We start from the raw sequence: 25,492 nt of genomic DNA on the forward strand, positions 1-25,492 counted from the left end.
AACGCTCTAGCGTTCCTGAATCTGATAGAGAGCCAGCTGGGCTTGCTGAGTGAAATGGCAGAAAGCTGAAAAGCGGTCCTCAAGATTCCTCAGGTATTGTTCTCCACCATCCGCATAAATGATACCGATCACGCGCCTGGAGGCTACCAGACAGGCGTACATCGCAGGGACCTCGCCAATCCAGCGATCAAAATCCGGGCGTTTATAGAGGCGCCAGTTCTTGTCTTTGGGGTTATCTATCAATCCGTTGGGCGGACGCTTGGCGATGGCGCTGAGGTAATCATCATTACCCAGCGAGATGGTAAAGTTCTCCCGCCAGCTTTCCGCCTGGGGCCCTAATGCCAGCTTGGAAACATAGGTCGAATCGGTACCGGTCAGCGTCAATAGTGCCACTCTGGGCATACCTAATGCCCGGTGAATACCCTCGACAACGGTTTGCAGTATCAGGTTGAGATTCGGCTTCTCAACCAACAGGTCTGACAGATCCCGCAGAACAGCCAGTTGTAATTCAGGGTTTGGTTCATAATGGTGCAGGTTGGTGGCCGAGGCCTTCATTCCAACACCAGGAATATGGGGAATGATCTTATCCAATCCATAGTCCCGCACCAGTTTGGCTGTTTCCTCGGCGTTTTTTTCCAGTTTTGTGCCCAGATCCTGTTCAGTTATATCCAGGGTTAAGGCCAGATTCTTGCGATAAGGAGCGACTTTTTGCCCTTGCCAACCTTGATCAGCCGCATCAACCAATCCAATAATCTGGCGGATGGCATGGACCAGGTCCGAGTCTGTCGATCGTCCTGATACTACTTCCTCCACCAACGATCCCAGTTTCCACTTTCGCACCAGCCCCTGTGTTATGAGGTTAAAGCGGATTCCCAGTATTTGATCCTGTGCTTGCACGGGGGTGAGGCGATTTAACGCCTGATCGTAAGCTTCGGTTTGAGGGGCTCGCGAACACCAGAATGCCAATTCACCTATATGGCTGAGGAGGGCAGCAATAAAGACTTCTTCGCGGCGTTTGGATTCTGGTTTTGTCAGCAGGTTTCTGGCCTGTACTGCAGCATGCATGGCTTTGGCCAGCGTCTTCAGCAGTCTTTCCCGGGGCGATTTTCCAAGCAGGTTTTCAATTAATAAAGAAGAAATGGCAATGCTTTTGATTGTTTCATATCCAATCAATGAAATAGCCCGGCTCACAGTATTCACCTGCCGATGGGACAGGTTATAGAAAACGGTATTGGACAGCCGTATCACCTGGGATGTCAGGTCGGCATCTCGCAAAATGACTTCAGCCAACTCCTGGATGGAGCTGGTGGAACATTCTGTAAGCTCGTTGATTTCCCGCAGGGATTGAGCCAATACGGGTAACTCTATCTGGCTAAGGTAGCCGACCCAGTCTTTGGGATGACCCGGGTCGTGACCAGATGGGCCCATTCTTACCATGTTAGCGCCGCCTGTATTACTGCCAGTGTGAAGGGGAGGTCACCCTGAAATCCGGATCACAGGGTGGAAACCGGTTAAATTGGACACCCGTAATTATGGCAAAGATCCGGACAAACGATTAGTACAATTTTGTGATTGTCTGAAATGTCAGGTATGTATAGGTAACTAACATTTGAATTCAAAATAATAGTCTATTGAACTGAAGCATTAAAACCCGTCTTTTTAGAAGTATCGGTTTCAAGCAGTGCTCAACCGAATGCTTGAATACTTTCCCTGTTGGATAAAATCTGTCCATTCCACCTTGCAGATTAACTGGGATGTCGAGACAAAAAGCAAAAACATCTCTCTATATTCTTCTTTTTAATCAATGGGATATTTTTTATTAAAGATGATGTGCTCTTCCGTTGAAAGTTTACATCTGGGCTGAACGTTGAATGTCGAGCCCTTGCTTAAAGAGTCTGTGAGTAAAATATTTTCTCTTAATCAAGCACTTGCCATGCCTTATGGGTTTTGTCATTCTGTTATAGTTCAAAGTAAAAGTGACTGTTTAAAATAAATCTCAGGTCGGAGAATCATGACCGCCTGAGACTTTGAGCAGGGTTTATTGAGAGTTTCATTTAAGAGGCTCGCCGTTGGAAGGAGGAAAGATATGAACAACAACAGACAACTCAAACGGTTAGCAGGAATCGTCTGCCTGACCTTGGCTGGCATGGGGCTGACAGGCTTAAGTCACGCTGATACCTGGCGTTACGCGCATGAAGAATACAAAGGAGATGTTCAGGACGTCTTTGCTCATAAATTCAAGGAGTATATTGAAGACCACTCCGACCATAGCCTCCAGATATACAGGTTTGGTGAGCTGGGTGAATCAGATGACATTATGGAACAGACGCAGGCGGGTATTCTGCAGTTTGTAGACCAGTCGCCAGGCTTTACCGGAGCATTGATTCCAGAAGCGCAGATCTTTTTCATCCCCTATCTGATGCCGACGGACATGGATACCGTGGTGAAGTTTTTCCGTGAAAGTGAGGCCATCAACAAAGACTTTGTTGAACTTTATGCCGAACAGGGACTTGAACTTCTGACAATGTTCCCTGAAGGGGAAATGGTGGTAACGGCAGATGAGCCTGTGACCAGCCCAGCGGATTTCAAAGGCAAGAAAATGCGGGTGATGACCAACCCGTTATTGTCCTCCACCTATGAAGCATTTGGGGCTACCCCCACACCTTTGCCTTGGGGGGAAGTGTATGGTGCTTTGCAGACTAACATGATTCAGGGACAGGAAAACCCTATTTTCTGGATTGAATCCGGTGGTTTGTATGAGGTTTCTCCCAATCTGATTTTTACCCGTCATGGATGGTTTACGACCGCGATGATGGCGAATCAGGATTTCTACAACGACCTGCCTGATAAAGATAAAAAGCTGGTTCAAAGTGCGGCTGACTATGCATTTGAAGAAATTATCAAACATATCGACGGACTGGCGGAGAAATCGTTGAAGAAGATTATGGATGCCAGCGATGACGTCACCGTCACCCGTCTGACAGACAGCCAGATCGAAAAGTTCAAGGCCAGGGCGCCACAGGTAGAGAAAACCTTTATCGACATGACTGGCGACAGTGGCAAAGCACTCCTGGAGCAGTTCAAGGAAGATTTGAAACAGGTGTCCGGCAGTTAACGGCATCCTGAAGAGGTCATCCTGCTCCGGTTGTGCTTACGAGGTGGATGACTCTGTTTTTCGAAGGCCTGAGTCGGTTCTGATGGAGTGAAAGGATATGAGTGATCAGGTTCCCGAGAGTTATCAGTCCGGATTGCCCGGGTTTTTAGGGACTCTGGATGTTGCTATCAGCAAAGTGGAGGCTGTCATTCTGGCGTCAGGTGTTCTGTTAATGGCATTGAATACCTGCGTGAATGTGGTGGCCCGATTTGGTTTTGGAAAAGGGTTGTTCTTTTCCGGAGAGATAAACCGCATCCTGATCATCATGATCACCTTTGCCGGGATCGGTTATGCCGCCCGGCATGGACGTCATATACGAATGTCTGCGTTATACGACACTCTTCCCGTCATCGGCCGTAAAATCCTGATGGTGATCATTGCCTTCTTCACGTCCGCGGTCATGTTTTTCCTGTGTTATTACTCTGTCGAGTATATTGCGGAGCTATTTGACCGCGGCCGTATTCTGCCTGCGCTGGGATTCCCTATCTGGCTGATCTATCTCTGGGTGCCCGTCGGGTTTGCGGTAACCGGGATTCAGTATTTTCTCACCGGCATCAAGAATCTCACCTCCAGGGATGTGTATCTGTCAACGGGGGTGCTGGATGGGTATGCGGACACTGAATCTGAAGTCTGACCGTCGCCGCTAGATGACTATGTTATTCGGATGCAGATCTATGCCATTAAGAAGATCTGTCATCAGGAAAACGTGTCATGGACGACCTGCCATTGACAGATTATGCCGTCAAGAAAAGTGCCATCAAGAAGAAAGTGCCATTAAGAAGAAGTGCAATAAGTGCAATAAGTGCAATAGAGTAGCGAAGTAAAGGAAGTTCTCATGGCAATGACCCTGATTCTCATCATGATCGGAATGCTGTTACTCGGATTCCCGATGATGGTTCCACTGATTACCGCAGCGTTGGTCGGGTTTGTCATGATGTTCAATGGCCTTGGGCAGATGGACACCTTCATTCAACAGGTGTTGGGAGGGATTCGCCCGGCCTCTCTGATAGCTGTTCCTATGTTTATTCTGGCCGCGGATATTATGACCCGAGGCCACTCCGCCAACCGGCTGATCGATATGGTGATGTCATTTATCGGTCATATCAAAGGTGGTTTAGCAGTCAGTACTGCGGCTTCCTGCACACTGTTCGGTGCTGTTTCAGGCTCCACCCAGGCGACGGTGGTTGCTGTCGGCTCACCATTGCGCCCGAAGATGTTGAAAGCCGGCTATTCTGATTCGTTTACGTTGGCGCTGATCATCAATGCCAGTGACATCGCTTTCCTGATTCCACCCAGTATCGGCATGATCATCTATGGAGTGATATCTGAAACCTCAATAGCAGAACTCTTCATCGCGGGTATCGGACCCGGTCTGCTGATATTGCTTTTGTTTTCCGCCTACTGTCTGGTATATGCACACCTAAACGGCGTACCGACAGAACCAAAAGCCTCCTGGCCGGAGCGGATGAAAGCAGTGAGAGATGCTGTATGGCCGCTGATGTTCCCCGTGATAATTGTCGGTGGAATCTATGGAGGAGTGTTCAGCCCGACTGAAGCGGCAGCCGTTTGCGTCCTATACGCCATTATCCTGGAGTTCGTGGTATTCCGTTCCCTGAAGCTTCTGGACATGTACAGTATTGCCAAGTCTACCGGCTTGATCACGGCAGTGGTGTTTATTCTGGTTGGGGTGGGTAACGGCTTTTCCTGGATTATATCGTTTGCCCAGATACCCCAGACCATTCTCGATGCGGTTGGAGTGAATGATATGGGGCCGGTAGGCGTGCTGATTTCCATTTCGATCGCTTTTTTCATTGCCTGCATGTTTGTGGATCCGATCGTTGTGATTCTGGTTCTGACGCCCATATTTGCACCGGCCATCGAAGCGACGGGTCTGGATCCGGTTCATGTGGGTATTCTGATTACCCTGCAGGTGGCGATTGGTTCCGCCACTCCGCCTTTTGGCTGTGATATCTTCACGGCCATCGCGATATTCAAGAAACCCTATTGGGAAGTGATTCGTGGCACTCCACCCTTTATCTTTATTCTGATATTTGCCGCCGCCCTTCTGATAGCCTTTCCGCAGATTTCTCTTTTTCTGAGAGATATTGCCTTCAATTGAGCACAGAACAAATCGAACAGGAGGACGAGCCCATGTTCAAGAAGATTCTGGTCGCTGTCGATGGATCCAAATCTGCCCTAAACGCACTTGAAAAGGCGATTGGCCTGCAGAAGTTGACTGGTGCAGAGCTATATCTTCTATGTGTATTTAAACATCACAGTCTGTTCGAAGCTTCGTTGTCGATGGTCAGGCCCAATGAGGTGCAGATACCTGATCAGGCACTCTCGGAGTATGCCCGGGAAGTGGTTGAGCAGGCGAAGCAGTTTGCTGCCGATCATGGAGCTGAAAAGGTAAGAGGATTTGTGAAAGGGGGGCGTCCCTCAAAGACGATTGTCAGCTTTGCCGCTGAAAAAGGAATTGACCTGGTCGTGCTCGGAGCACAGGGAACTCATACCGATAAGGATGGCATGCTGCTCGGTAGTGTCTCGCAGCGGGTGGCCAGTCTGTCTAACGTTCCGACGATGGTGGTTTGATGTCGCAGGGAGGAAGCTCAGGTGGCAGATATTTGATGTTTAATGGAAGCTTGATGATTTGTCGTTGATGGATAGGGGCAGAATAGATCAGATATCATAATTCACCACATAGCTCTCCTTGCTTTCCCGTACCCAGTTGAGCATGTCTGAAGCCTGCATGGGCCGGGCGTAGAAGTATCCCTGCATACCGTCCACCTGGCGCAGGGACAATTGATTGACCTGAAAGTGATTTTCCACTCCTTCAGCAATCACCCTGAGCTCGAGCTGTTTGGCAATGGCAATAATGGCATCAATGATGGCGGTGTCTCCGCCTTTCGGCATGAGTTGCTGTACAAAGGAACCGTCAATTTTCAGCTCATCAATAGGGAAGGTGTGTAGATAGGCCAGGGAAGAATAACCGGTGCCAAAGTCATCCACGGAAAAGCGAAACTTGTCCTTGCGTAGCCGATGCATCAGGTTAATGGTGTCCTGGACATTATCCATGAGCATGCTTTCGGTAATTTCCAGTTTGAACCTCCGGGGAGACAGCTGGAATCTCTCAATAATGCGTTTCAATGAGCATTCCAGAGTGTTGTCGAATTGTCCGGCGCTGATATTGATGGCGATGGAGAAATCATCTTCAATCAATGATTCCTTTTGCAGCTGCAACAGCAGGCTGCAAGCATCCTCCAGTACGGCCTGCTGCAGGTGATGAATGTGGCCGGATTGCTCCGCAACCGGAATGAAATGTACCGGAGATATCAGGCCTTTTTCCGGGTGACGCCAGCGGATCAGAGCCTCTGCTCCGATCAGGGAGCCTTTCATGTTGACCTGGGGCTGAAAAAAAGCACAGAAGTGACCCTGCTTGATTGCCGCTGAAATTTCGCTCTCGATCTCCAGTCGTTTATCAATCAATTCCTGCAAAGCCGGCTCATAGAACGCAAAGCAATTGCGCCCCATTTTTTTGGCCCGGTACATGGCAGCATCAGCGTGTTTAAGAATGTCGTCGGTGGTAACGTCGTCCCCTTCAATTAACTTGATGCCGATACTGCCGCCTATTCTGTAGTCGCCGTTACCAAGATGGAAGGTATGCGAAAGATTGGCCAGTAGCTTTTTGGAGACGGATGTGGCCTGGCCCATCACCCTGTTTAAATTCTTTTCAAACGATTCCAGGATAATGACAAATTCGTCTCCACCAATACGGGCGATAGTATCTGTATCCCTGAGCAATGGTTTCAGGCGTTGGGCAACCTTGATCAGAAGCTGATCCCCCACATTGTGGCCGAGGGAGTCATTGATTCGTTTAAAGTCGTCCAGGTCCAGGAACAATACCGCCCCAACGACTTTGTGCCGCTTCACTTTATCGATGGCTCCGCGCAACCGGTCAATCAACAGGCGGCGATTCGGTAAGTTGGTTAATGGATCATAGAATGCCAGTTGCTCTATGCGCAGGTCCGCCTGCCGCTTATCCGTAATATCTCTGGCTACCCAGAGCAGGTGGCGTTGGTCCGGAGCTTCGGCCAGGTAGTGGTTCACCCGGACAAAACGCCCTTCGAAATTACACTTGCCTTTCAGAACCTCCAGCTCATATTCAAAGATCTGAACTTCATTGGAATCGAGGCATTTCTTGATTGTCCGCATGAAGAGCTCGGCCTGTTCAGCTGGCATTCCTTCGGTAGCCTTTCGTCCGACCATGTTGTTTGAACTATCTTCGAGCAGTTGGGGATCGCCTCCATAAAAGTCCACATAGCGGCCTTCTTCGTCGATGATGATGGCCTGGTCCGGCATGACACTGGTAAGGGCCTGAAGTTTCTCATTGCTGTTTTTCAGGCAAGTAAGAAGTTCTGACTCCCTAAGGGAGGTTTTGTGTTTTTCGATGGCGAGACCGGAAAGGTGGGAAAATTGTTCTATGAGTGCCAGGTCGACGTTGTCAGGAGTTTTAACCTCGGTGTAGTAAATTGCGAAGCTGCCCAGAATATCGTGCTGGGAGGAAAAGATCGGCATTGACCAACACGCTTTTAACCCATACGGCAGTGCTATATCCCGATAGTCTTTCCAGAGGGGATCATGCTCAATATCGCTGACAATGACCTGCCTGCCTGTAAAGGCAGCCGTACCACAGGAACCGGCATTGGGACCGATAGCCACTCCATCGATGGCTTTACAATATTGGTTCGACAGGCTGGGGGCAGCACCGTGCCATAGTTGTTTCCCTTCAAGCAGTAGTATGGAGCTTTTGGCTTTGGGGGAATCAAACAGTGACTCGATCAATTGGCAAATCGTTGTGAGGCACTCTGACAAGGGTGCACCAAGAGCAACGACCTCGATGATCTTCTGTTGGGCCTTCAGCAAGCCCGAAAGCTGGTTGGCATTCATGAATCCGGCTTCAGGTATTCTTACTAGATAATCAGTATAGACCGGTTTCGGTGACTTCAGCCCGCCCGTGGCGGCATATGGGTAATCGGGCGTAAGGGGCTGGAGGATTGAAGGTAAGAGATTCGAGGCCGGAAAGATCACGGACTGGAGAGTAGGAGCTAAGAGGCGGGGCTTTATCCCGGTCCAGCGGTGTAGGATTCCAGCAGCATCAATAATATCTTTTTGGCTCTACGGGCAGATTCTTTCAGGCAGGCTGTATGAGCACTGACAATGGCTCCATCAATTAACAGGCAAATTTCCTTGGCCAGCTCGTCGGGCTTTTGAATGTCCGGAGGGAGCAACTGGGTGATGTAATCGACCATGGACATTTTGTGCTGGGCTGCCAGGCGGTGGATAGGGTGGGATTGATTAGAGAATTCTGCACTGGCGTTGATGAAGTTGCAGCCAAAGAACTTTTCTGAATGGAACCACTCGTCCAGTATATCGAAGAGTGCCAGGATTTTTCCTGATGGGGTGTCTGCATATCTTTCGCAGGAAACTGCTTCAACCCGGTTTCTAAGCCATTGGTCAAACTCCTGGTGCCGCATTTCAAGCACTGCCTGGATCAATTCATCCTTGGACTTGAAGTGCTTGTACATGGTGGTTTTGGAAACCCCCGATGCAGCTTGCACCTTGTCGATTCCCGTGGCGTTGAAACCATGTTCGTTGAAGAGCTTCATGGCGATCTGAAGCAAATGTTCCCGTCGACTGGTCGTCATTGTACGTCTATACCAACCTGTGATGTGTCATTCCAATCGGTGATGCGTGATACACATTTTAGCTCCGGGACGCAAAGTGATGAAGTTCTTCATTGCAGAACCTGTATCTCAGTGCCCTTGGTCTCGGAGTTCTTCGTCTGCGAGCTATTTCTCACGAAGCTATAAATGCTGGAGCCAAATGATTGCACAACCGGGAATTCCTGTACATTCCGGGAATGTACTTCAGCAGATGCCGGTCAATTGATTTGCAAGAGACTCCCTGGCTCGGAATATTCTGGAACGGACCGTTCCAATCGGAGTGCTGGTTATCTCGGCAATGTCGGCATAAGGCAGACCGTTTTCCTCCAGCAATAAGAAAGCCGTGCGCTGATCCGGAGGCAGGCCCTCAATAGCTTTCTGCAACCGGTGCTGAAGCTCTTTTCCCAGCACAATACTCTCGGGCTCATCAACCGGCTCGGATGGTTGGTTGGCAATCGCCAATTCAGAGGTTTCGTTGTCCACAATAGGGAACTTGCTTCGTTCCCTGTTCAGGTGAATATAGGACGTATTGATCGCTATACGATACAGCCAGGTATAAAAGTTACTGTCAGACCGGAATTTGCTGATGCCTTTGTAGGCCCTGATAAAGGTTTCCTGGGCGACATCCACCACCGCATCACGATCCCTGATGTAATTGGCAATGGCGTGCATGATGCGAGTCTGGTAGCGGACGACCAGCCAATCAAAAGCCTGGCGGAAACCTCTCTGGGCTGCAGAAATCAGTACCTGGTCCGAATCCTGTGGGCTGAGCCTTGCCTGGCATTCGAAGTTATCGCCTTTCTCAAGTTGGCAGAATTGTTGATCAGAGCCGTGCCATTGTTGATCAGAGCTGTGCTTCTGTTGATCGGGGCTGTGCTGTGACTGATCGTGACGGCGCCATTGCTGGAACTGGTCCATCTCAGGTTTCCTGCAGCATGCGGATGTATCCATGATTAAATCCTCAAAATTTGGCGTTATGTCTGTCAGGCCTGTCGGTAGGGGTAACTGGCCGTTTTCGACAAGCGGTGATAAAACATCGCAATCAGCACCAGTACCACGCTGCCGGAAAGCACTGGGAACAACAGAAACAACGTATTCTCATGCCCCATAAGCACCACCATGGGGTCAGCTCCGGCTGGTGGATGAATGATTTTGAACAGTACCATCAGGCTGATAGCCAATGCCGTAGCGATTGCCAGGGTCCAGGGATCCGGCCCGGATACTTGTGATGCCAGCATCCCTATCAACGTTGAGAGCAGGTGTCCCCCAATCACATTGGCTGGCTGGGAAAATGGACTGGCTGGTGCGGCGAACAGCAGAACACAACTGGCCCCGAATGGCGCCATCAGCAGAGGTGTGTTGCTGGCTCCGGAGAGCGCTGCGAGAAGAAATATACCGGCTGCACCGCCGATGCCGGCCAATATTGAACTTTTTACTCTTCCATCAAGTTGAGCTTTCCACTGCCGCATTGCGGGCACTCCTGCATATCTTCTATCTGAGATATCTTCTATCTGACATATCTGCCATTGACTTATATCGATGACTTTTGGGGTGTACAGAACTGTACACTGCGGGTTTATCCTAGGTGTACAGATCTGTACATGTCAAGAAAAAGATGTTTTAGAAAGATGGATATCAGATTTGTGGGAACTTAGTCGGGGGGCTTCTGTCTATCAAAAAGAACTGGCTGACACCGGATCTAAACCAGCAATACACCTGGCTCTAAACCGACAATAAATCCTGTTCTTAGCCAGCAGTACAACCAGTTCAAAATCAACAACTAACCCGGTTCTAAACAAACAATAAAAATGGAGCAGCCTCATGAATCAGTGGAATCCCAGAGTGTTCTCTAAACGGCATCGTTTCCTGGTCGTTGAGGATGAAGCGGATATTGCCGAGTTGGTGGCTTTGCATCTCAGTGATCTTAACGGCGATGTGACAACGGTAAGCGATGGAGCCTGTGGCCTGGATAGGGCGCTGCATGATAACTGGGATATGGTGCTGCTGGACCTTCGCTTGCCAGGTGTGGATGGTCTGGAAATCTGCAGGACGCTGCGTAGCCAGGCCCGCTATGTACCGGTCATGATGGTGACCTCGAGATCCAGTGAGCTGGATAGGGTGCTCGGGCTGGAAATCGGTGCGGATGACTATCTTGTCAAACCCTTCAGTATGATTGAGCTGAAGGCGCGGGTGAAAGCCTTGCTCCGGCGTAGTGGTCAACAGACTCCTCTTATGTTGCAGGAACAGCTGAATCACGGGGAATTGATGCTGGACCGCAACCGTCGTCGTGCGAGGATTGGTCATCAGATGCTCGATCTTACCGCCAAGGAATTCGATCTACTCTGGTTCTTTGCCAGTCATCCCGGGCAGGTGTTCAAGCGTTACGAACTCCTTGATGAAGTTTGGGGATACGGGCATGACGGTTACGAACATACCGTCAATTCTCATATTAACCGCTTACGCTCAAAGTTGGAGTCTGACCCCACCCATCCAGACTATATCGAGACCGTATGGGGGGTAGGATACCGTTTTCGGGAATCGGTCACTCACTGATGAAGTTTCGGGTACCTGTGTATGGCCGCATCACCATGGTGATCAGTGGAATTGCCATATTGACCATGTCCGGATTTATGGCGCTTGCCGTCTGGAGTAGCGACAGATATCACCAGGAGGCGACACAGCGCAGACACTGGGGGTTGGCGCAGTATATTCTGGAGCACTTGCCGGCTCCTTTGTTTTCCTCTCAGGGAGAGGTGGATCAGTCAGTATTGGAGACCATTGCACACAACACCATGATGATTAATCCATCAGTGGAGGTCTATCTTCTGAACACCGATGGGGAGGTACTCGGCCATGCATTACCTGATCTGGAGGTTGTGCCGGTGGGTGTGGATATGGCGCCGGTGATGGAATTTATGTCTTCGTCAGCGGTTTTGCCCGTATTCGGACAAAATCCACGTGATCAGGCCACCAAGAGTATTTTTTCTGTGGCTCCGGTGGAAATTGGCGAGCGGCTGCAGGGATATCTGTATGTGGTACTTGCCAGCCAGAACAAAAGCTCTCCGCTTGTTCGAATGGCGGACCGCCATACGCTGAGGGTCGCTCTGGCGGCAACCTCGGCATTGGTGCTGTTGGTGAGCCTTTCCATATTTTTCAGTTTCAGAATGATCACCCGGCCCCTGCGCCAAGTGACCCGGCAGGTACGGCAATATCGCTTGTCCCATCTCGGAGAGGGGGCGAAAAGTGACTATACCGGCGATGAAATGGAGGAGCTTGAACACTCCTTCGCATTGATGAGTCGGCGTATCCAGCAACAGTTTGACCAACTTAACCAGGCTGATCAGTTAAGGCGTGAACTGGTATCAAATGTCTCCCATGACCTACGGACCCCCCTGGCTTCCATGCAGGGGTATCTGGAGACGCTGATGTTGAAGATGGACCAGTTGACGCCTGCCAGGCAGAAGCAGTATCTACAGGTGGCCTATCGTCACACCTGCAATATGAATCGGCTGGTAAGTCAGCTATTTGAGCTGTCCAAACTCGAAGCCGGCAGAATCGAACCTCGCATGGAAGCGTTCTCACTCACGGAATTGTTATTTGATATCCGACAGGAATATGAATTGACGGCGCAGAGGAAAAACGTGTCCCTGGAGTTGGATGTCGTCAGGCAGGACCTTCAGGTTATTGCTGACATCGAATTGATTCAGCGGGTACTGCAGAATCTGCTGGATAATGCTTTAAGGCATACTCCACAGGGAGGCTGCATCAATATTCGGGTGGAGCCCTTGGAAGGTTCCGTTCAGGTCAGCCTGAAAGATTCAGGGAGTGGTATTCAGGCGAGAGACTTGCCTTATGTGTTTGAACGCCACTATCAGTCGGATGCCGGCCGCTATCAGGGAGAGAGAGGCGGCGCCGGTTTGGGGCTCAGTATTGTCAGGCGGATACTGGAAATGCATGGCGCCAGCATTCAAGTGAAATCCGCTGAATCCCGCGGAACCTGTTTTTCGTTTTTGCTGCCGGCGCCTTCTGGATGATAGGGCTGCTCTCTGGGATCAGGTGACAGCGCCGACTTCCAGTAGCGGAGAGGCGTCCAGATCTGAAGCGTCCATCATATCCGCGACTTTCGCCAGGCTGGCAAGAATCAAGTGCTGTTCCCAGTCGGATAAACCGTCAAAGCGCTCAACAAAGGTTTCCTGCAGTGGTGTGGGTGCACTGTCGAGCACTATATGACCGGGCTCGGTCATCACCACATACATTTTTCGTTTATCGTCCTGCCCGCGGATTCTTTGTACCAGACCTCGCTTTTCCAGCCGGTCAACAATGCTGGTCACCGTAGCCTGGCTCAGGCTGATCGCCTGCGCAACGTTGCTCATGGTGGTGGTTGTGGAATCTCCGATAGTGCGCAGTACGAGCAGTTGGGGAGCCGTCAGGCCGGTTTGTTTGCCCAGCTGTTTGGAGCGGAGGTCGGCGGCTCTGATGATGCGACGAATTAGAACCAGAACTTCATCATGTTTGCTCATAGTAATTTAGGATCCTACTGCAATGCCTGAAAGGGCTGTCTACGGGTGCCGGAAATGTTATTGCTGGCAAAGGGCCTGGTCTCGCTAATGACTCGAGGCATGAGCTTAGATGTCAAAGGGGATGCTCTCTCCAGGGGACTTATATTAAGTGGTTTGACGCTATTTTTCTAACATTCCGTTTGTCCTTGAAAACATTAGGATGATGTCCATATGCGCGGAAAAGGGCACCGAAAAAAATCTGCCCCGAATATCCCTGAAAGGTACGGGAAATCGTCATCAATATTTTGATATATGAAGATTTTATTTCAAAATATTTATGCTTATACAAAACAGTATGTTAGGTTGAAAATGCGTCTATATTGATTTGAGATGAAAATATAGTTGGCGTATTATCGTCCAGCTATACATCAAATGACGCGGAGCGATTATGTGTGGCATATGCGGAGAAATCCGCTTTGATAATCAACCACCTGACCTTCAATTCATTCAACAAGCAAACTATCTACAGAGACCCAGAGGTCCCGATGCGGAAGGTCTTTGGGTACAGAACCATGTGGCATTTGGTCACCGGCGTCTCAAGATCATGGATCTCTCCGAGGCATCACAGCAGCCATTGTATGATCCTTCCCTGGGACTCGCTGTCGTATTTAATGGTGCCATCTATAACCATCCGGAGCTGCGGGAAGAGCTTCGCCAGATGGGATACCGGTTTTATTCCGAGGGGGATACGGAAGTTGTTCTCAAGGCCTATCATGCCTGGGGACGGGACTGTGTAAAGCACTTTAATGGTATGTTTGCCTTTGCGGTTAACGAGCGGGAATCCGGTAAGACGCTGTTGTTCAGGGACAGGCTCGGAATCAAGCCACTATATTTTCATCGCGATACCCACCGCATCAAGTTTGCCTCTTTTCTGCCGGCCCTGGCGAAAGGGTTGGAACAGACTCCCGCGATCAGCCCCAGTGCGCTGAACAAATATCTGAATTTTCATTCTGTCGTACCATCGCCGGAAACGTTGTTTGTGGGGATACACAAGGTTCCTCCCGCAACCATCGTCGAAGTCCACGCGGATGGCACGGTGCTGCAGGAGTCATACTGGGAACTGGCGTTTGCTCCCAACGAAGACGAAATCCAACTGACTGCCCAGGACTGGCAAAGCCAATTGCTGGAAGAGCTTTTTGCTGCTGTCAGACGTCGCAATGTTGCCGCCGTGGACGTGGGAGTCCTTCTGTCTGGGGGGGTGGACAGTAGTCTTCTCGTGGGCTTGCTGGCAGAAGTGAATCCCAGCGGATTCCAAACGTTCTCCATTGGATTTGACGCCGTTGGAGGGGAAGCTGGAGATGAGTTTCAGTACTCAGATATCATCGCAGACCATTTCGGCACCCGGCACCATAAGATCCGCATTGCAGAAGATCGTATGTTGGAGGCATTGCCTCACGCCATCCGGGCGATGTCCGAACCCATGGTCAGTCATGACTGTGTGGCTTTTTACCTGCTGTCCCAGGAAGTCAGCAAGTACTGCCGTGTGGTACAGAGCGGGCAGGGAGCTGATGAGGTATTTGGCGGCTATCACTGGTATCCGCCGCTGGCGGGCAGCCGGGATCCATATGCGAGTTATCGTGAAGCATTCTTTGACCGCACTCATGAGGAGTACCTGGAAACCGTGCAACCGGCCTGGGCCAGTCATGACTCCGCCGGTGAATTCGTGAAGTGCCATTTCTCCAGTCCTGGAGCGGCTGATCCCATTGATAAGGCATTACGGCTGGATACCCGGGTGATGCTGGTGGACGACCCGGTAAAAAGGGTGGACAACATGACCATGGCCGCAAGTCTGGAGGCCCGGGTACCGTTTCTGGACCACAAACTGGTGGAGTTGGCTGCCCGGATACCCGCGCCATTGAAAGTCAGGGATGAAGGTAAATGGATTCTGAAAGAAGCCGCACGCAAAGTTATTCCTGCCGCTGTTATTGATCGTCCAAAGGGCTACTTCCCGGTACCGGCACTGAAATATCTGCGTGGTAATGTGCTTAACTGGGTCAAGGAAGCGCTCACAACACAGGCAGCGCGGGAGCGGGGGCTGTTTAATCAGGAATACGTCGATCGGCTGTTGTTATCGCCTGACATGCACATTACACCACTACGTGGCTCCAAACTCTGGCAGCTGGGGCTGCTGGAGTTGTGGCTGCAACAGCATGATTTTTAGGGGGAACAAACGTGGCTGCACATCCAAGAAGTCACCATCACCATCATGACGAACGTGTGTTGCGAAACCAGGTGCCTTCATTTCAATCCCTGCAGGCTGAACATCTGCGTGCCGATACCGGGGATGAAGCACCTGAGAATGTGATTGTTCACTGTGGCTGGGGACGTCTGTTGCTGGCTCACACCTTTTCCGATCCCGGCCGGCTGGCCAAAAGCCTGACTGAAGAGTCCACCGGTGATCGCGATATTGCCATGTATGTTTCCAATCCGCATGTGGTGTTGAGTCATGCGCCTCAGGCGTTGTTTCTTGATCCGTCAGACACCCTGCGTTTATGGATGAGCCAATACAGGCCCAGAACCCAGGCGCTTCCGGGAGTGACCGTACGGCGTGCGACCAGCACCCAGGATGTGGATGCGATCAATGCCATCTTCAGCCAGCGAAAAATGGTGCCGGTCCCGACCGAGCACGTGTTGGGGCATCGGCGCTCGAAAGAAGTGGTGTATCTGGTTGCTGAAGAGCTGACGACGGGGCAGGTGATCGGTACTGTCATGGGCGTGAACCATGTCCGGGTGTTTAATGATCCTCATAAAGGCTCCAGTCTGTGGTGCCTGGCAGTGTCGCCCGACAGCAAGACTCCAGGGGTGGGGGAAGCGCTGGTCAGATATCTGGCCGAATACTTCCAGGCCCGGGGCTGCCAGTTTATGGATCTCAGTGTTCTGCATAACAATTACGAGGCCAAGGCTCTATATGAAAAGCTGGGGTTTCAGACCGTTAAGACCTTTGCCCTGAAAAAGAAAAACGCAATAAACGAAAAGCTGTTCGTTGGCCCGGATACGGATCTTAAGTTGAATCCCTATGCCCAGATCATCGTCGATGAAGCCATGCGTCGGGGCATAGAGGTCAGTGTGGATGACCGGGAAAACAATTTGTTTACCCTGAGCTTTGGTGGGAGGCATATCCGCTGTCATGAGTCATTGTCGGAGTTGACGACAGCTGTGGCCATGACCATCTGCCAGAACAAGTTGCTGACTCATCGGGCCTGTAGTCATGAAGGGCTCCGTACTCCCTGCCATCAGATGTATTCCAGTCCGGAAGATGCGGAAGTCTTTTTGCAGGAGCATGGATCGGTGGTGGTCAAACCTCTGGACAGTGAGCAGGGGCAGGGGATCTCAGTGGACATCCGCAATAATGACGATCTCCATGCGGCCATCGCCGCGGCAAAGAGCGTTTCCTCCAGGGTGTTATTGGAGACCTATCATCGAGGACAGGACCTCCGGGTGGTGGTGATCGGGTATGAGATGGTGGCAGCCGCCATCCGTCGTCCTGCTGAGGTCTACGGAAACGGTCGGGATGATCTGCGAACCCTGATCGAAAAGCAGAGCCGAAGACGTTCTGCCGCCACCGGGGGAGAAAGCCGGATTCCGATGGATGCGGAAACTGAACGGTGCCTGCGGGAAGCCGGATATCAATGGGATGATGTCCTGGGCTCGGGGGATCATCTTGTGGTGAGAAAAACGGCGAATCTTCATACCGGCGGGACGCTTGTGGATGTGACGGATACGCTTCACCCGGAACTGCGTTCGGCGGCTGAGCGTGCGGCCAGGGCCATTCAAATACCGGTTGTGGGCATGGACCTGATGGTGCCTGACCCGGAGCAGCCTGACTACGTCATTATCGAGGCCAATGAACGTCCCGGACTTGAGAACCATGCGCCTCAGCCAACCGCCGAAAAGTTCATCGATCTGTTGTTTCCGTTAACACATTCACCGAGAGGGTAGAGCAACGGGGTAATGATGCATGTAAGTCAGTGGCATTTGTATGCAGGCTGGAACGAAGCATATGGAAGTCGGTAATGGGGATATGTAAGGAATCCCAGGGATCTCGGGATTTCATTCAGGGATATTGGATTCCAGAAGGGGAATCAACGAGGGGAATCTATAAGGGAGTAGGAATCAAGGGAGGGAGAAAGAGGAATTAGCTGCTTGTGCAGTCAATCCAGTGGGCACTTTTGAGAGTATTAACATGAAGAACCACGATCAGGGGGTAACAAGGTGAATCAACCAGAAAATGCACCCATTTTGGGAGCTGATGTCGAATACAGTCTTGATTCTGAGTACCTGACTAAAACGTTACTAGAACTGCTGGCCATTCCCTGTCCCACAGGATTCACCGATGGTGCGGTTGTTTATGTCTGCGAACGGCTGGTGGAGTTGGGAATTGACTATGAGCTCACCCGCCGAGGAACCGTTCGTGGGCTGCTGAAGGGCCGCAAGAGCGCTCCACAGCGGGCGGTCGTCACTCATCTGGATACGATTGGCGCCATGGTGAGAGAGATCAAGGATAACGGCCGGTTATGCCTGACTCCGGTCGGTCATTGGTCCAGTCGGTTTGCCGAAGGTGCCAGGGTCACCATATTTTCTGATGACGGCATCTGTTTCCGGGGATCGGTACTGCCTCTGTATGCCGCCGGGCACCGCTACAATGAGGAAGTGGACCGCCTGCCGGTCACTTGGGATCATGTGGAAATCCGGGTGGATGAGATTACCTTTTCCAAGGCCGATACGCTTCGTCTCGGTATCAAAGTGGGAGACTTCGTGGCATTCGATCCCAACCCGGAGTTTCTTCCTAACGGATATATTGTCTCCCGCCATTTGGATAACAAGGCCGGGACGGCGGCATTGCTGACGGCCTTGAAAGCGATCAAAGAATATAACCTGCCCGTTGCCATGGATTGCTTTCCAATATTTACCCTGACCGAGGAGATTGGCTCAGGTGTGGGGCATGCGATCGGGCCGGATGTCACTGAATTTGTCGGGATCGATATCGGTCCGGTAGCCGAAGGGCAAAATGCCAAGGAAAATGGTGTAACGATAGCCATGAAGGACTCGTCAGGCCCGTTTGATCACCACTTGACCCAACATCTGATCCGTACCTGCCAAAACAATAATATCCGCCACCAACGGGACGTATTCCGATTCTACTACAGCGATGCGGTGTCAGCCGTTCAGGCCGGCCACGATATCCGGCATGCGTTGATCACGTTCGGCACCGATGCGACCCATGGCTACGAACGTACCCATATTGACGCTCTGACAGACATCGCAGACCTGGTAGTGCGCTATGTGCAGACAGACCCTGTAAGGCCCCATGATGCACAATCCAATATTCCTAAAGAGGATTTCCAGGAGCAGATTCCCTGGCAGAAAGAATTGCAGATGGGGGGGACGTCCGTTCCCAATGTGAAAGAGCTGTTTCACGATCAGCCGGGTGAGGATAAGTGAGCGGAGAATCCTAGGATTTGGCTGCCAGCTTTTTCAGGACCCTGGATGCGGCCACAAAACCAAAGGTTGCTGTCACTGCGGTGGCAGCGCCAAATCCAGAAGCGCAGTCCAGTCGAGTGCTTTCATTGGGTCCAGGCTTACTTTGGCAGACGGAGCCGTCAGGCGAAGGATAGACCTGCTGCTCAGTGGAAAAAACGGCTTCAATGCTGAAGCGTCGCTGGGGATTTTCAGGAAAACCGTAATCCTTGCGTAGTTTTTTACGAACCTTCGCCAGCAGCGGGTCGTGGTAGGTACGGCTTAAGTCGGCATATTCGATCAGGGTTGGATCGGTTTGACCCCCGGCTCCACCGACACAGATCACCTTGATCTTGTTGCGACGGCAATAGGCCAGGAGAGCACATTTGTGGCGAACGCTATCGATAGCATCAATCACAAAGTGGAACTCTTTACTGAGCAGCTCAGCCACGGATTTTTCGGTGACAAATTTGGTGATTTGCCGGACGTCGCACTCGGGGTTGATTTCCAGTATCCGCCGGGCCATGACGTCGACTTTGCTTTGCCCGACGGTTGATTTGAGGGCATGAATCTGTCGGTTTGTATTGGATATGCAGACGTCGTCCAGATCAATCAGAGTGATGCGTCCTATGCCCGACCTTGCCAGGGCCTCAGCTGCCCAGGAGCCGACTCCACCAATGCCGATGACGGCAACATGGGACTGGCGAAACCTTTCCAGTGCGGGAACACCGTAGAGTCGTGCAATACCGCCAAAGCGGGTGAGATATTCGGGAGAAGCCTGATCTGACATGGACAACCGTAAAAAAATTCAGGGTATGACGAAAAACAGACGCATTATAGAGAAAATACAACGGTATCTCGACATCGACGGCCATAACTTTGCCAATGCCCTCTGGTTAGGCTTTACTTAAGGTATCTTGCCAGCGCTGGATGGTGAAACAACAAAAATAAAGTTTGTCGTTAATAATGTTATGAATCCACGTGTTATGAATCCACGCTTCCGTAGGAAATTCTCATGACTATACCTGTGTTAATTTGTGATGACTCAGGTGTCGCACGTAAGCAGATGGCCAGATCTCTCCCCGAAGGATGGGATGTCGAGATCAACTTCGCTCAACATGGCGAAGAGGCATTGAAATTGATTCGTGAAGGCAAAGGGGATGTGCTTTTTCTGGATCTGAATATGCCGGTAATGGATGGCTATCAGACACTCGAGGTAATAAGCAAGGAAGAGCTTCCCACTGTGGTGATTGTGGTATCCGGGGACATCCAACCCGATGCCAGAAGCCGCGTCATGGCTTTTGGAGCCATCGATTTCCTTAAAAAACCCATTGTGACTGACGAATTGGTGACTGTGCTGACACGGGCGGGCATTTATTCGGCAGATGAGCCACATGAGGATGTATCAGGAGATGCCCGCGACCAGGCATTGGCCTCTCAGGGCAAGTCCAGCGAGCTGGAGGCTTATCAGGAAATTACCAACGTGGCTATGGGGCAGGCTGCCGATCTGCTGGCCCGATTACTGAATGTTTTCGTGTTGCTGCCCATACCCCAGGTAAATCTGCTGGAAATAACAGAATTGAAAATGGCACTGCAGTCGACCCAGGACGAAGACACGATCTCCGCTGTATGCCAGGGGTTTATCGGAGCCGGTATTGCCGGTGAGGCACTGTTGCTGTTCCATGACTCCAGTATGGCGGACATGGCCAAGCTGATGCGCTATGAAGGCAAAATGAATGAGTTGGTCGAGCTGGAGCTGATCATGGACGTGGCCTCTGTGTTAATCGGCGCTTGTACCAAGGGCATTGCGGACCAGATGGACATATCTTTCAGCCAGGGGCATCCGGTGGTGCTGGGGCAGCATGTGGATGTGGGCGAGTTGTTACAGAACAATACCTGGCGCTGGCGGCAGACTCTGGCGATAGAGATCTGCTATGCCATAGAGAACTACAATATACAGTGCGAGTTACTGCTGCTGTTTACTGAAGATTCGTTGCCGGTGTTGAGAAACAAAGTGGCTTACTTACTCAAATAGTTTGATTCGGACGGGAAATATCGGATTCAGACAAGTACCTGCGGATGACTATTCCAAACAGGGGTTATTAATATAAGGCTATGGCTCAGGACAACAATATAGATCACATCGCTGAATTCCATTGGCTGATGGATATGCTGCAAACCATCGATGTCGGGCTGGTGGTGTTGGACAGAGAGTTCAAAATCCAAACCTGGAACAGCTTTATGGAGAACCACAGTGGACTGCCTCCACATGCTGTTGCGGATAAGGTCATATTTGATCTGTTTGAGGAAATTCCACGGGAATGGTTTATACACAAGGCCCAATCAGTGTTCATGCTGAAAAACCGGAGTTTTACCACCTGGGAGCAGCGTCCGTTTTTATTCCGGTTCAAGAACTATCGTCCGATTACCGGCACAGAAGAATTCATGTACCAGAACATCACCATATCGCCGCTGATCTCGACCAGCGGCGAGGTCAATAACATTTGCATCATCCTCTACGATGTCACCGATATCGCCAGTAACAGTAAGCAATTGGCCAAAGCCAATGCCAAGCTTGAGATGCTTAGTCGTACAGATGGATTGACGCAACTGAATAACCGCCGCTACTGGGAGGAACGTCTGGAGGCTGAGTACCGGCGCTTTAAGCGCACCGGTAAGGCCAGCACGTTGATCATGTTTGATATCGATCACTTCAAAAAGGTTAATGATACCTATGGGCATCCTGCGGGGGATGAAGTTATTCGACAGGTCGCCGGTGTGTTAAGGGAAACCATGCGAACGACGGATATCGCCGGAAGGTATGGCGGCGAGGAATTCGGCCTGATACTGATTGATACCGATGCCTCCAGTGGTAATTCGTTCGCTGAACGGTTACGTACCAGAGTTGAGGAGCTGATCGTGTCCCATGAGGACAGCGATATCCATTTTACCATCAGCCTTGGTATCGCTGAGGTCAACCATTCAGTGGATGACTATCAGGAATGGCTGGAACGGGCGGATACGGCCTTGTATCAATCCAAGGAAGGTGGTCGGAATCGCTCCACAATATACTCTGGTCGTTGAAATGACGATGAAATGCCAACAACCGCTAAAAAAACGTCAAGAAGCTTTGCTTTTGATAATCCATTTCGCTACAGTCTTGCGCTCCTCAAAAGTGCCATCCATTTACCATGAAGCCAAACCATAGGGGTCCTTCCAAAAACCCGACGTTGCACCTGGACGCGCAATTGAAAGTACGGCGCGGCATGTTCAGTCACGAGTGGGTGAAGGTACAGGTATTCAAATTCAGCGCAGACGGAATGACGGTCCGGACGGATGAAGATCTGCCTGCGGGTAGCCGGGCAACTTTTTCAATCCTGCTGGCCATGGATTTCGGCGATATTCGCATTGATAAGATTGAAGCCCGAGTTAATGGCCGGGAGAAAGTGTGCAGCTGCTTCGATTACACCCTGGATTTTGTCCTGGGATCCAATGCGGTGCGCCGGGAAGCGATTCAGTCCAGTCTGCAAAAAATTGAATCGCTGCTTTCCAGCTACGACTCTCTTCTAAACAAGATCCGTTCAGGCCCCTTGTCCGGCAGCATATAAGCCCTTCGCGATTATCTGACCAGCATTCCAGGCTGCAATACCACGGGTTACCGGGCAAAAGGGAAGGTTGGAAAGTCTGCCATGAATAACATGCGCAGCAGACTGTTAAAGATGGGACAGGATAGGGCGAATGCACAAGCGGACCCTACATAAAGTTCACTGCCCCTGGATTTCACAATACGCTAACATGGCCGTTTGCCGTTTATTCAGGAGTTCCCAGTGAGCGAGCCGACCACCGGTAAGGCTAAACCAACAGGAAAAAGAAAAGAGCAGACCAAAGCGCCGGCGTCCCGTACCAAGCGATTTCTTAAGTTGGCGGGAATGACTGCGTCTGTCGCTGGTAGTTATGCCGCCGACCGGGTTATGCGTCGTTTCTCTGAACCTGAGAATCAGGAAGAAAGGCAGCGTGAAGCCTATGGCAAAATGGCCAACCAGATTGCCGATACCCTGGGTGAACTGAAAGGGGCGGTAATGAAAGTGGGGCAAATTGCCTCCCAGACCCAGGACTTCCTGCCCAAAGAATTTTCTGAAGCCCTCCAGCGCCTGCAGAAAGAAGCCCCACCCATGGCCTATTCGGTCATCCAGAAGCAAGTGATTAATGAACTGGGAGCGCCGCCGGAAGAGTTATTTGCCTCTTTTGATCAGGTGCCATATGCCGCTGCATCTATTGGACAAGTGCACCGGGCGCAAACCCGGGAAGGCAAGGATGTCATCGTTAAAATTCAGTATCCTGGTGTGGACAAGTCGGTCAATTCCGATCTGAAACAGCTCAAACTGACTCTGAAACTGGGCGGTTTGCTGAAATTGCCCAAGGAAAGTGTGGATCAGTTATTCAATGAGATCCGTGAGCGTTTGAATGAGGAGCTTGATTACGAAAATGAGGCTCGCAATATCAAGGCTTTTGTTAAGTTCCATAAAAAGGACAAAGGCCTGATCATTCCCCAGGTGGTGGATAGTCTTTCCTCTCGTCGTGTCCTGACCATGGAATGTGTGGAAGGGGATCACATCAGTGATGTGACCACGGAAAACTATTCCCAGGACACGATTAATCTTATTGGCCAACGATTGTTTCGTACCATGGCCGACCAATTGTTTAAGTTTCAGGCGATCCATGGGGACCCCCATGCGGGCAACTTTGCGTTCAGGCCCGATGGCACCGTGATCATGTACGATTTCGGTTGTGTTAAGAAGCTCAAACCGGAAATCGTTGATGCCTATAAAAAGGCCCTGGTGGCAGGGTTGAATGAAGATTACGACGCGCTTGATCACTACTTGATTGACCTGGGTGTCCGTGTTGGAGACATGCCATCCGTGGATGAAGACTACTATGCCATGTGGCGGGATATCTTTATCGTTCCCTTTGCGGATCGTGACCGGCATTACGACTTTGCCGAGGCCAATCTGCACAAACAGGTGGCTTCCAAGGCATCGACCATATTCAAGTACATGGAATCCTTTAAACCGCCGGTTGAAAGCATTTTTATCGACCGGATGATCGCGGGACATTATTGGATGATGAAGCGACTTGGCGTGCAGGCTGCTTTCAGGGGAGAGCTTGAGCGCTATCTGGAATTAGCCTGATTCGGGAGGCGCGAATCGGGTCCATACGAATTTGTAACTACGACCTTCGCATATTACCCATTGCAATAAGGTTCTCTAGTACCGAGAATACGCCCGCATCAATCGGAGACGTAAAATGATTTACTTGCATTGGATACTTCTGGGGTTGGCGATCCTGGCCCTGTTAGGAGTGGTATTTGAAGAAGTTACCCACATCAACAAAGCCAAGGTAACCCTATTTTTCGGTACATTGTCCTGGTTACTTCTATTCATTCATGAAACCATTCACGGCAACTATGAGGGAGTCCAGCACGGACTGGAATCCAACATCAGCGAGATAGCCAGTCTCTGGCTGTTCCTGGTCGCCGCCATGACCTTTGTTGCCTATCTCAACAAAAAGGGCATGATTGAAAACCTGATTTACCTGTTCCTGCCACAGCATATTTCTGAAAAGAAGTTGTTGTTTCTGACGGCCATATTCTGCTTCCTGTTTTCCTCCCTGGCCGACAACATTACCGCCACCCTGGTGTCGATTGCACTGGTGCTGTCACTGAATCTACCCACAGCAAAGACGCTGCGTTTTTCCGCTCTGGTAGTGTTCGCCGTTAACAGTGGCGGTGTGGCGTTGATTACCGGTGACGTCACAACGCTGATGATTTTCCTTGATAACCGTGTAGGTATTGTCGACCTGATGATGCTGAGCTTACCGGCTCTGATATCCGTATTGATGGTGGCCGGAGTTCTGTCATTTGGTCTCAAAGGTGATGTTGCGATCCAGCGTCACCCGACAACGGTACGTCGTGTGGACATGGCCATTTCCGGGTTATTCCTGCTGACAATTATTTCCACCATTGTGCTGAACGCCATCTTTAAGGTCCCGCCTGTTCTGACCTTCCTGTTCGGTATGTCGATCATGTTCCTGATCGCGCGATTCTTTAACGATGACAACGATCTCGATCCAATTCTCGAATACGTTCGGATCATTGAGTTTGAAACCTTGCTGTTCTTCCTGGGGATATTGTTGATAGTCGGTGTGCTCAAAGAGGTCGGGGTATTGAACTCTTTAGTGGAAATATACAGCCTGAGTTCTCCGATGATTGCCAACTATCTCATGGGGCTGTTGTCCGCTTTGATTGATAACGTGCCTTTGACGGCAGCCGTATTGAAATCCGGCATCGATATGACCAAGGCAGACTGGCTGGCATTGACCTATTCTGTAGGTGTCGGTGGTTCGTTGCTGGTGATTGGCTCGGCGGCAGGTATCGTGGCCATGTCGAAGGTGAAAGATCTGACCTTTGCCGGGTATGCCCGTTATAGTGCAGTGCTGTTGTTTGCCTTCACGCTGGGTTATATCAACGTCTATTTCCTTGGGCGTTTGTTGGCATAATCGATTGACCCCGGAGTATTCACCGCTCCGGGGTTCTATCCTGC

General features: G+C 50.7%; 21 protein-coding genes. 14 read left to right on the plus strand and 7 right to left on the minus strand.

Going from position 1 to position 25,492, the window contains the following annotated elements; genetic code table 11:
* Positions 1-6: 6 nt before the first annotated feature.
* Positions 7-1,437, minus strand: a complete 1,431-nt coding sequence (locus BTA51_RS26860) for an HDOD domain-containing protein (RefSeq protein ID WP_094712170.1) — start codon at positions 1,435-1,437, stop codon at positions 7-9.
* A 709-nt stretch (positions 1,438-2,146) separates the two neighbouring features.
* On the opposite strand from BTA51_RS26860, the gene dctP reads away from it, so the two are divergent.
* From dctP to BTA51_RS26880, 4 genes are all read left to right on the plus strand, one after another.
* Positions 2,147-3,115: a TRAP transporter substrate-binding protein DctP gene (gene dctP, locus BTA51_RS26865; RefSeq protein ID WP_246841216.1), complete on the plus strand. Its 969-nt coding sequence runs from the start codon at positions 2,147-2,149 to the stop codon at positions 3,113-3,115.
* A 97-nt stretch (positions 3,116-3,212) separates the two neighbouring features.
* Positions 3,213-3,788, plus strand: coding sequence for a TRAP transporter small permease (locus BTA51_RS26870; RefSeq protein WP_094712172.1), 576 nt, complete (start codon positions 3,213-3,215; stop codon positions 3,786-3,788).
* 201 nt (positions 3,789-3,989) lie between these two features.
* Positions 3,990-5,273, plus strand: coding sequence for a TRAP transporter large permease (locus tag BTA51_RS26875; RefSeq protein WP_094712173.1), 1,284 nt, complete (start codon positions 3,990-3,992; stop codon positions 5,271-5,273).
* 32 nt (positions 5,274-5,305) lie between these two features.
* Complete coding sequence (locus BTA51_RS26880) at positions 5,306-5,746, plus strand: universal stress protein (RefSeq protein ID WP_094712174.1); 441 nt, start codon at positions 5,306-5,308, stop codon at positions 5,744-5,746.
* A gap of 87 nt (positions 5,747-5,833) precedes the next feature.
* Here the strand turns inward: BTA51_RS26880 and BTA51_RS26885 are convergent, their stop codons facing one another.
* From BTA51_RS26885 to BTA51_RS26900, 4 genes are all read right to left on the minus strand, one after another.
* Positions 5,834-8,101 (minus strand): EAL domain-containing protein, encoded by a 2,268-nt coding sequence (locus tag BTA51_RS26885; protein ID WP_094712175.1) that lies wholly within the window; start codon positions 8,099-8,101, stop codon positions 5,834-5,836.
* A 173-nt stretch (positions 8,102-8,274) separates the two neighbouring features.
* The gene (locus tag BTA51_RS26890; protein WP_094712176.1) at positions 8,275-8,859 is read right to left on the minus strand and encodes a TetR/AcrR family transcriptional regulator; all 585 of its coding nucleotides are present in this window, start codon (positions 8,857-8,859) and stop codon (positions 8,275-8,277) included.
* A gap of 222 nt (positions 8,860-9,081) precedes the next feature.
* Complete coding sequence (locus BTA51_RS26895) at positions 9,082-9,828, minus strand: sigma-70 family RNA polymerase sigma factor (RefSeq protein ID WP_094712177.1); 747 nt, start codon at positions 9,826-9,828, stop codon at positions 9,082-9,084.
* 32 nt (positions 9,829-9,860) lie between these two features.
* The gene (locus BTA51_RS26900) at positions 9,861-10,346 is read right to left on the minus strand and encodes an HPP family protein (RefSeq protein WP_094712178.1); all 486 of its coding nucleotides are present in this window, start codon (positions 10,344-10,346) and stop codon (positions 9,861-9,863) included.
* Between the two features lie 352 nt (positions 10,347-10,698).
* Between BTA51_RS26900 and BTA51_RS26905 the strand changes: the two genes are divergently transcribed.
* Complete coding sequence (locus BTA51_RS26905; protein WP_094712214.1) at positions 10,699-11,430, plus strand: response regulator transcription factor; 732 nt, start codon at positions 10,699-10,701, stop codon at positions 11,428-11,430.
* Positions 11,430-12,911, plus strand: coding sequence for a cell wall metabolism sensor histidine kinase WalK (locus BTA51_RS26910; RefSeq protein ID WP_168188312.1), 1,482 nt, complete (start codon positions 11,430-11,432; stop codon positions 12,909-12,911). Before BTA51_RS26905 ends, BTA51_RS26910 begins: the two co-directional genes overlap by 1 nt.
* A gap of 18 nt (positions 12,912-12,929) precedes the next feature.
* On the opposite strand, the gene BTA51_RS26915 is transcribed toward BTA51_RS26910, so the two are convergent.
* Positions 12,930-13,397, minus strand: coding sequence for a MarR family winged helix-turn-helix transcriptional regulator (locus BTA51_RS26915; protein WP_094712180.1), 468 nt, complete (start codon positions 13,395-13,397; stop codon positions 12,930-12,932).
* Positions 13,398-13,824: 427 nt separating this feature from the next.
* Here BTA51_RS26915 and BTA51_RS26920 point away from each other — a divergent pair, with 427 nt between their 5' ends.
* The 3 genes from BTA51_RS26920 (at position 13,825) to BTA51_RS26930 (ending at position 18,878) form a co-directional block, all read left to right on the plus strand.
* Entirely contained in the window at positions 13,825-15,597 is a 1,773-nt protein-coding gene (locus BTA51_RS26920; RefSeq protein ID WP_094712181.1) for an N-acetylglutaminylglutamine amidotransferase, read from the plus strand.
* An 11-nt stretch (positions 15,598-15,608) separates the two neighbouring features.
* Positions 15,609-17,375, plus strand: coding sequence for an N-acetylglutaminylglutamine synthetase (ngg, locus tag BTA51_RS26925; RefSeq protein WP_094712182.1), 1,767 nt, complete (start codon positions 15,609-15,611; stop codon positions 17,373-17,375).
* Between the two features lie 273 nt (positions 17,376-17,648).
* Complete coding sequence (locus tag BTA51_RS26930) at positions 17,649-18,878, plus strand: osmoprotectant NAGGN system M42 family peptidase (RefSeq protein WP_094712183.1); 1,230 nt, start codon at positions 17,649-17,651, stop codon at positions 18,876-18,878.
* A gap of 10 nt (positions 18,879-18,888) precedes the next feature.
* Here BTA51_RS26930 and tcdA read toward each other — a convergent pair whose 3' ends face one another.
* Complete coding sequence (tcdA, locus tag BTA51_RS26935) at positions 18,889-19,683, minus strand: tRNA cyclic N6-threonylcarbamoyladenosine(37) synthase TcdA (RefSeq protein ID WP_094712184.1); 795 nt, start codon at positions 19,681-19,683, stop codon at positions 18,889-18,891.
* Between the two features lie 225 nt (positions 19,684-19,908).
* Between tcdA and BTA51_RS26940 the strand changes: the two genes are divergently transcribed.
* The 5 genes from BTA51_RS26940 to nhaD all read left to right on the plus strand — a co-directional run bounded on the left by BTA51_RS26940 (position 19,909) and on the right by nhaD (position 25,448).
* Positions 19,909-20,928 (plus strand): response regulator, encoded by a 1,020-nt coding sequence (locus tag BTA51_RS26940; protein WP_094712185.1) that lies wholly within the window; start codon positions 19,909-19,911, stop codon positions 20,926-20,928.
* 80 nt (positions 20,929-21,008) lie between these two features.
* Complete coding sequence (locus BTA51_RS26945) at positions 21,009-21,977, plus strand: diguanylate cyclase (protein ID WP_094712186.1); 969 nt, start codon at positions 21,009-21,011, stop codon at positions 21,975-21,977.
* Positions 21,978-22,084: 107 nt separating this feature from the next.
* A complete protein-coding gene (locus BTA51_RS26950; protein ID WP_246841212.1) occupies positions 22,085-22,501 on the plus strand; it encodes a hypothetical protein in 417 nt (138 codons plus the stop codon).
* 219 nt (positions 22,502-22,720) lie between these two features.
* Positions 22,721-24,082: an AarF/ABC1/UbiB kinase family protein gene (locus BTA51_RS26955; protein ID WP_210404934.1), complete on the plus strand. Its 1,362-nt coding sequence runs from the start codon at positions 22,721-22,723 to the stop codon at positions 24,080-24,082.
* A 115-nt stretch (positions 24,083-24,197) separates the two neighbouring features.
* Positions 24,198-25,448, plus strand: a complete 1,251-nt coding sequence (gene nhaD / locus BTA51_RS26960) for a sodium:proton antiporter NhaD (RefSeq protein ID WP_094712187.1) — start codon at positions 24,198-24,200, stop codon at positions 25,446-25,448.
* Positions 25,449-25,492 lie beyond the last annotated feature (44 nt).

The sequence above is a fragment of the Hahella sp. CCB-MM4 genome, from assembly GCF_002260525.1.
GTDB lineage: Bacteria > Pseudomonadota > Gammaproteobacteria > Pseudomonadales > Oleiphilaceae > Hahella.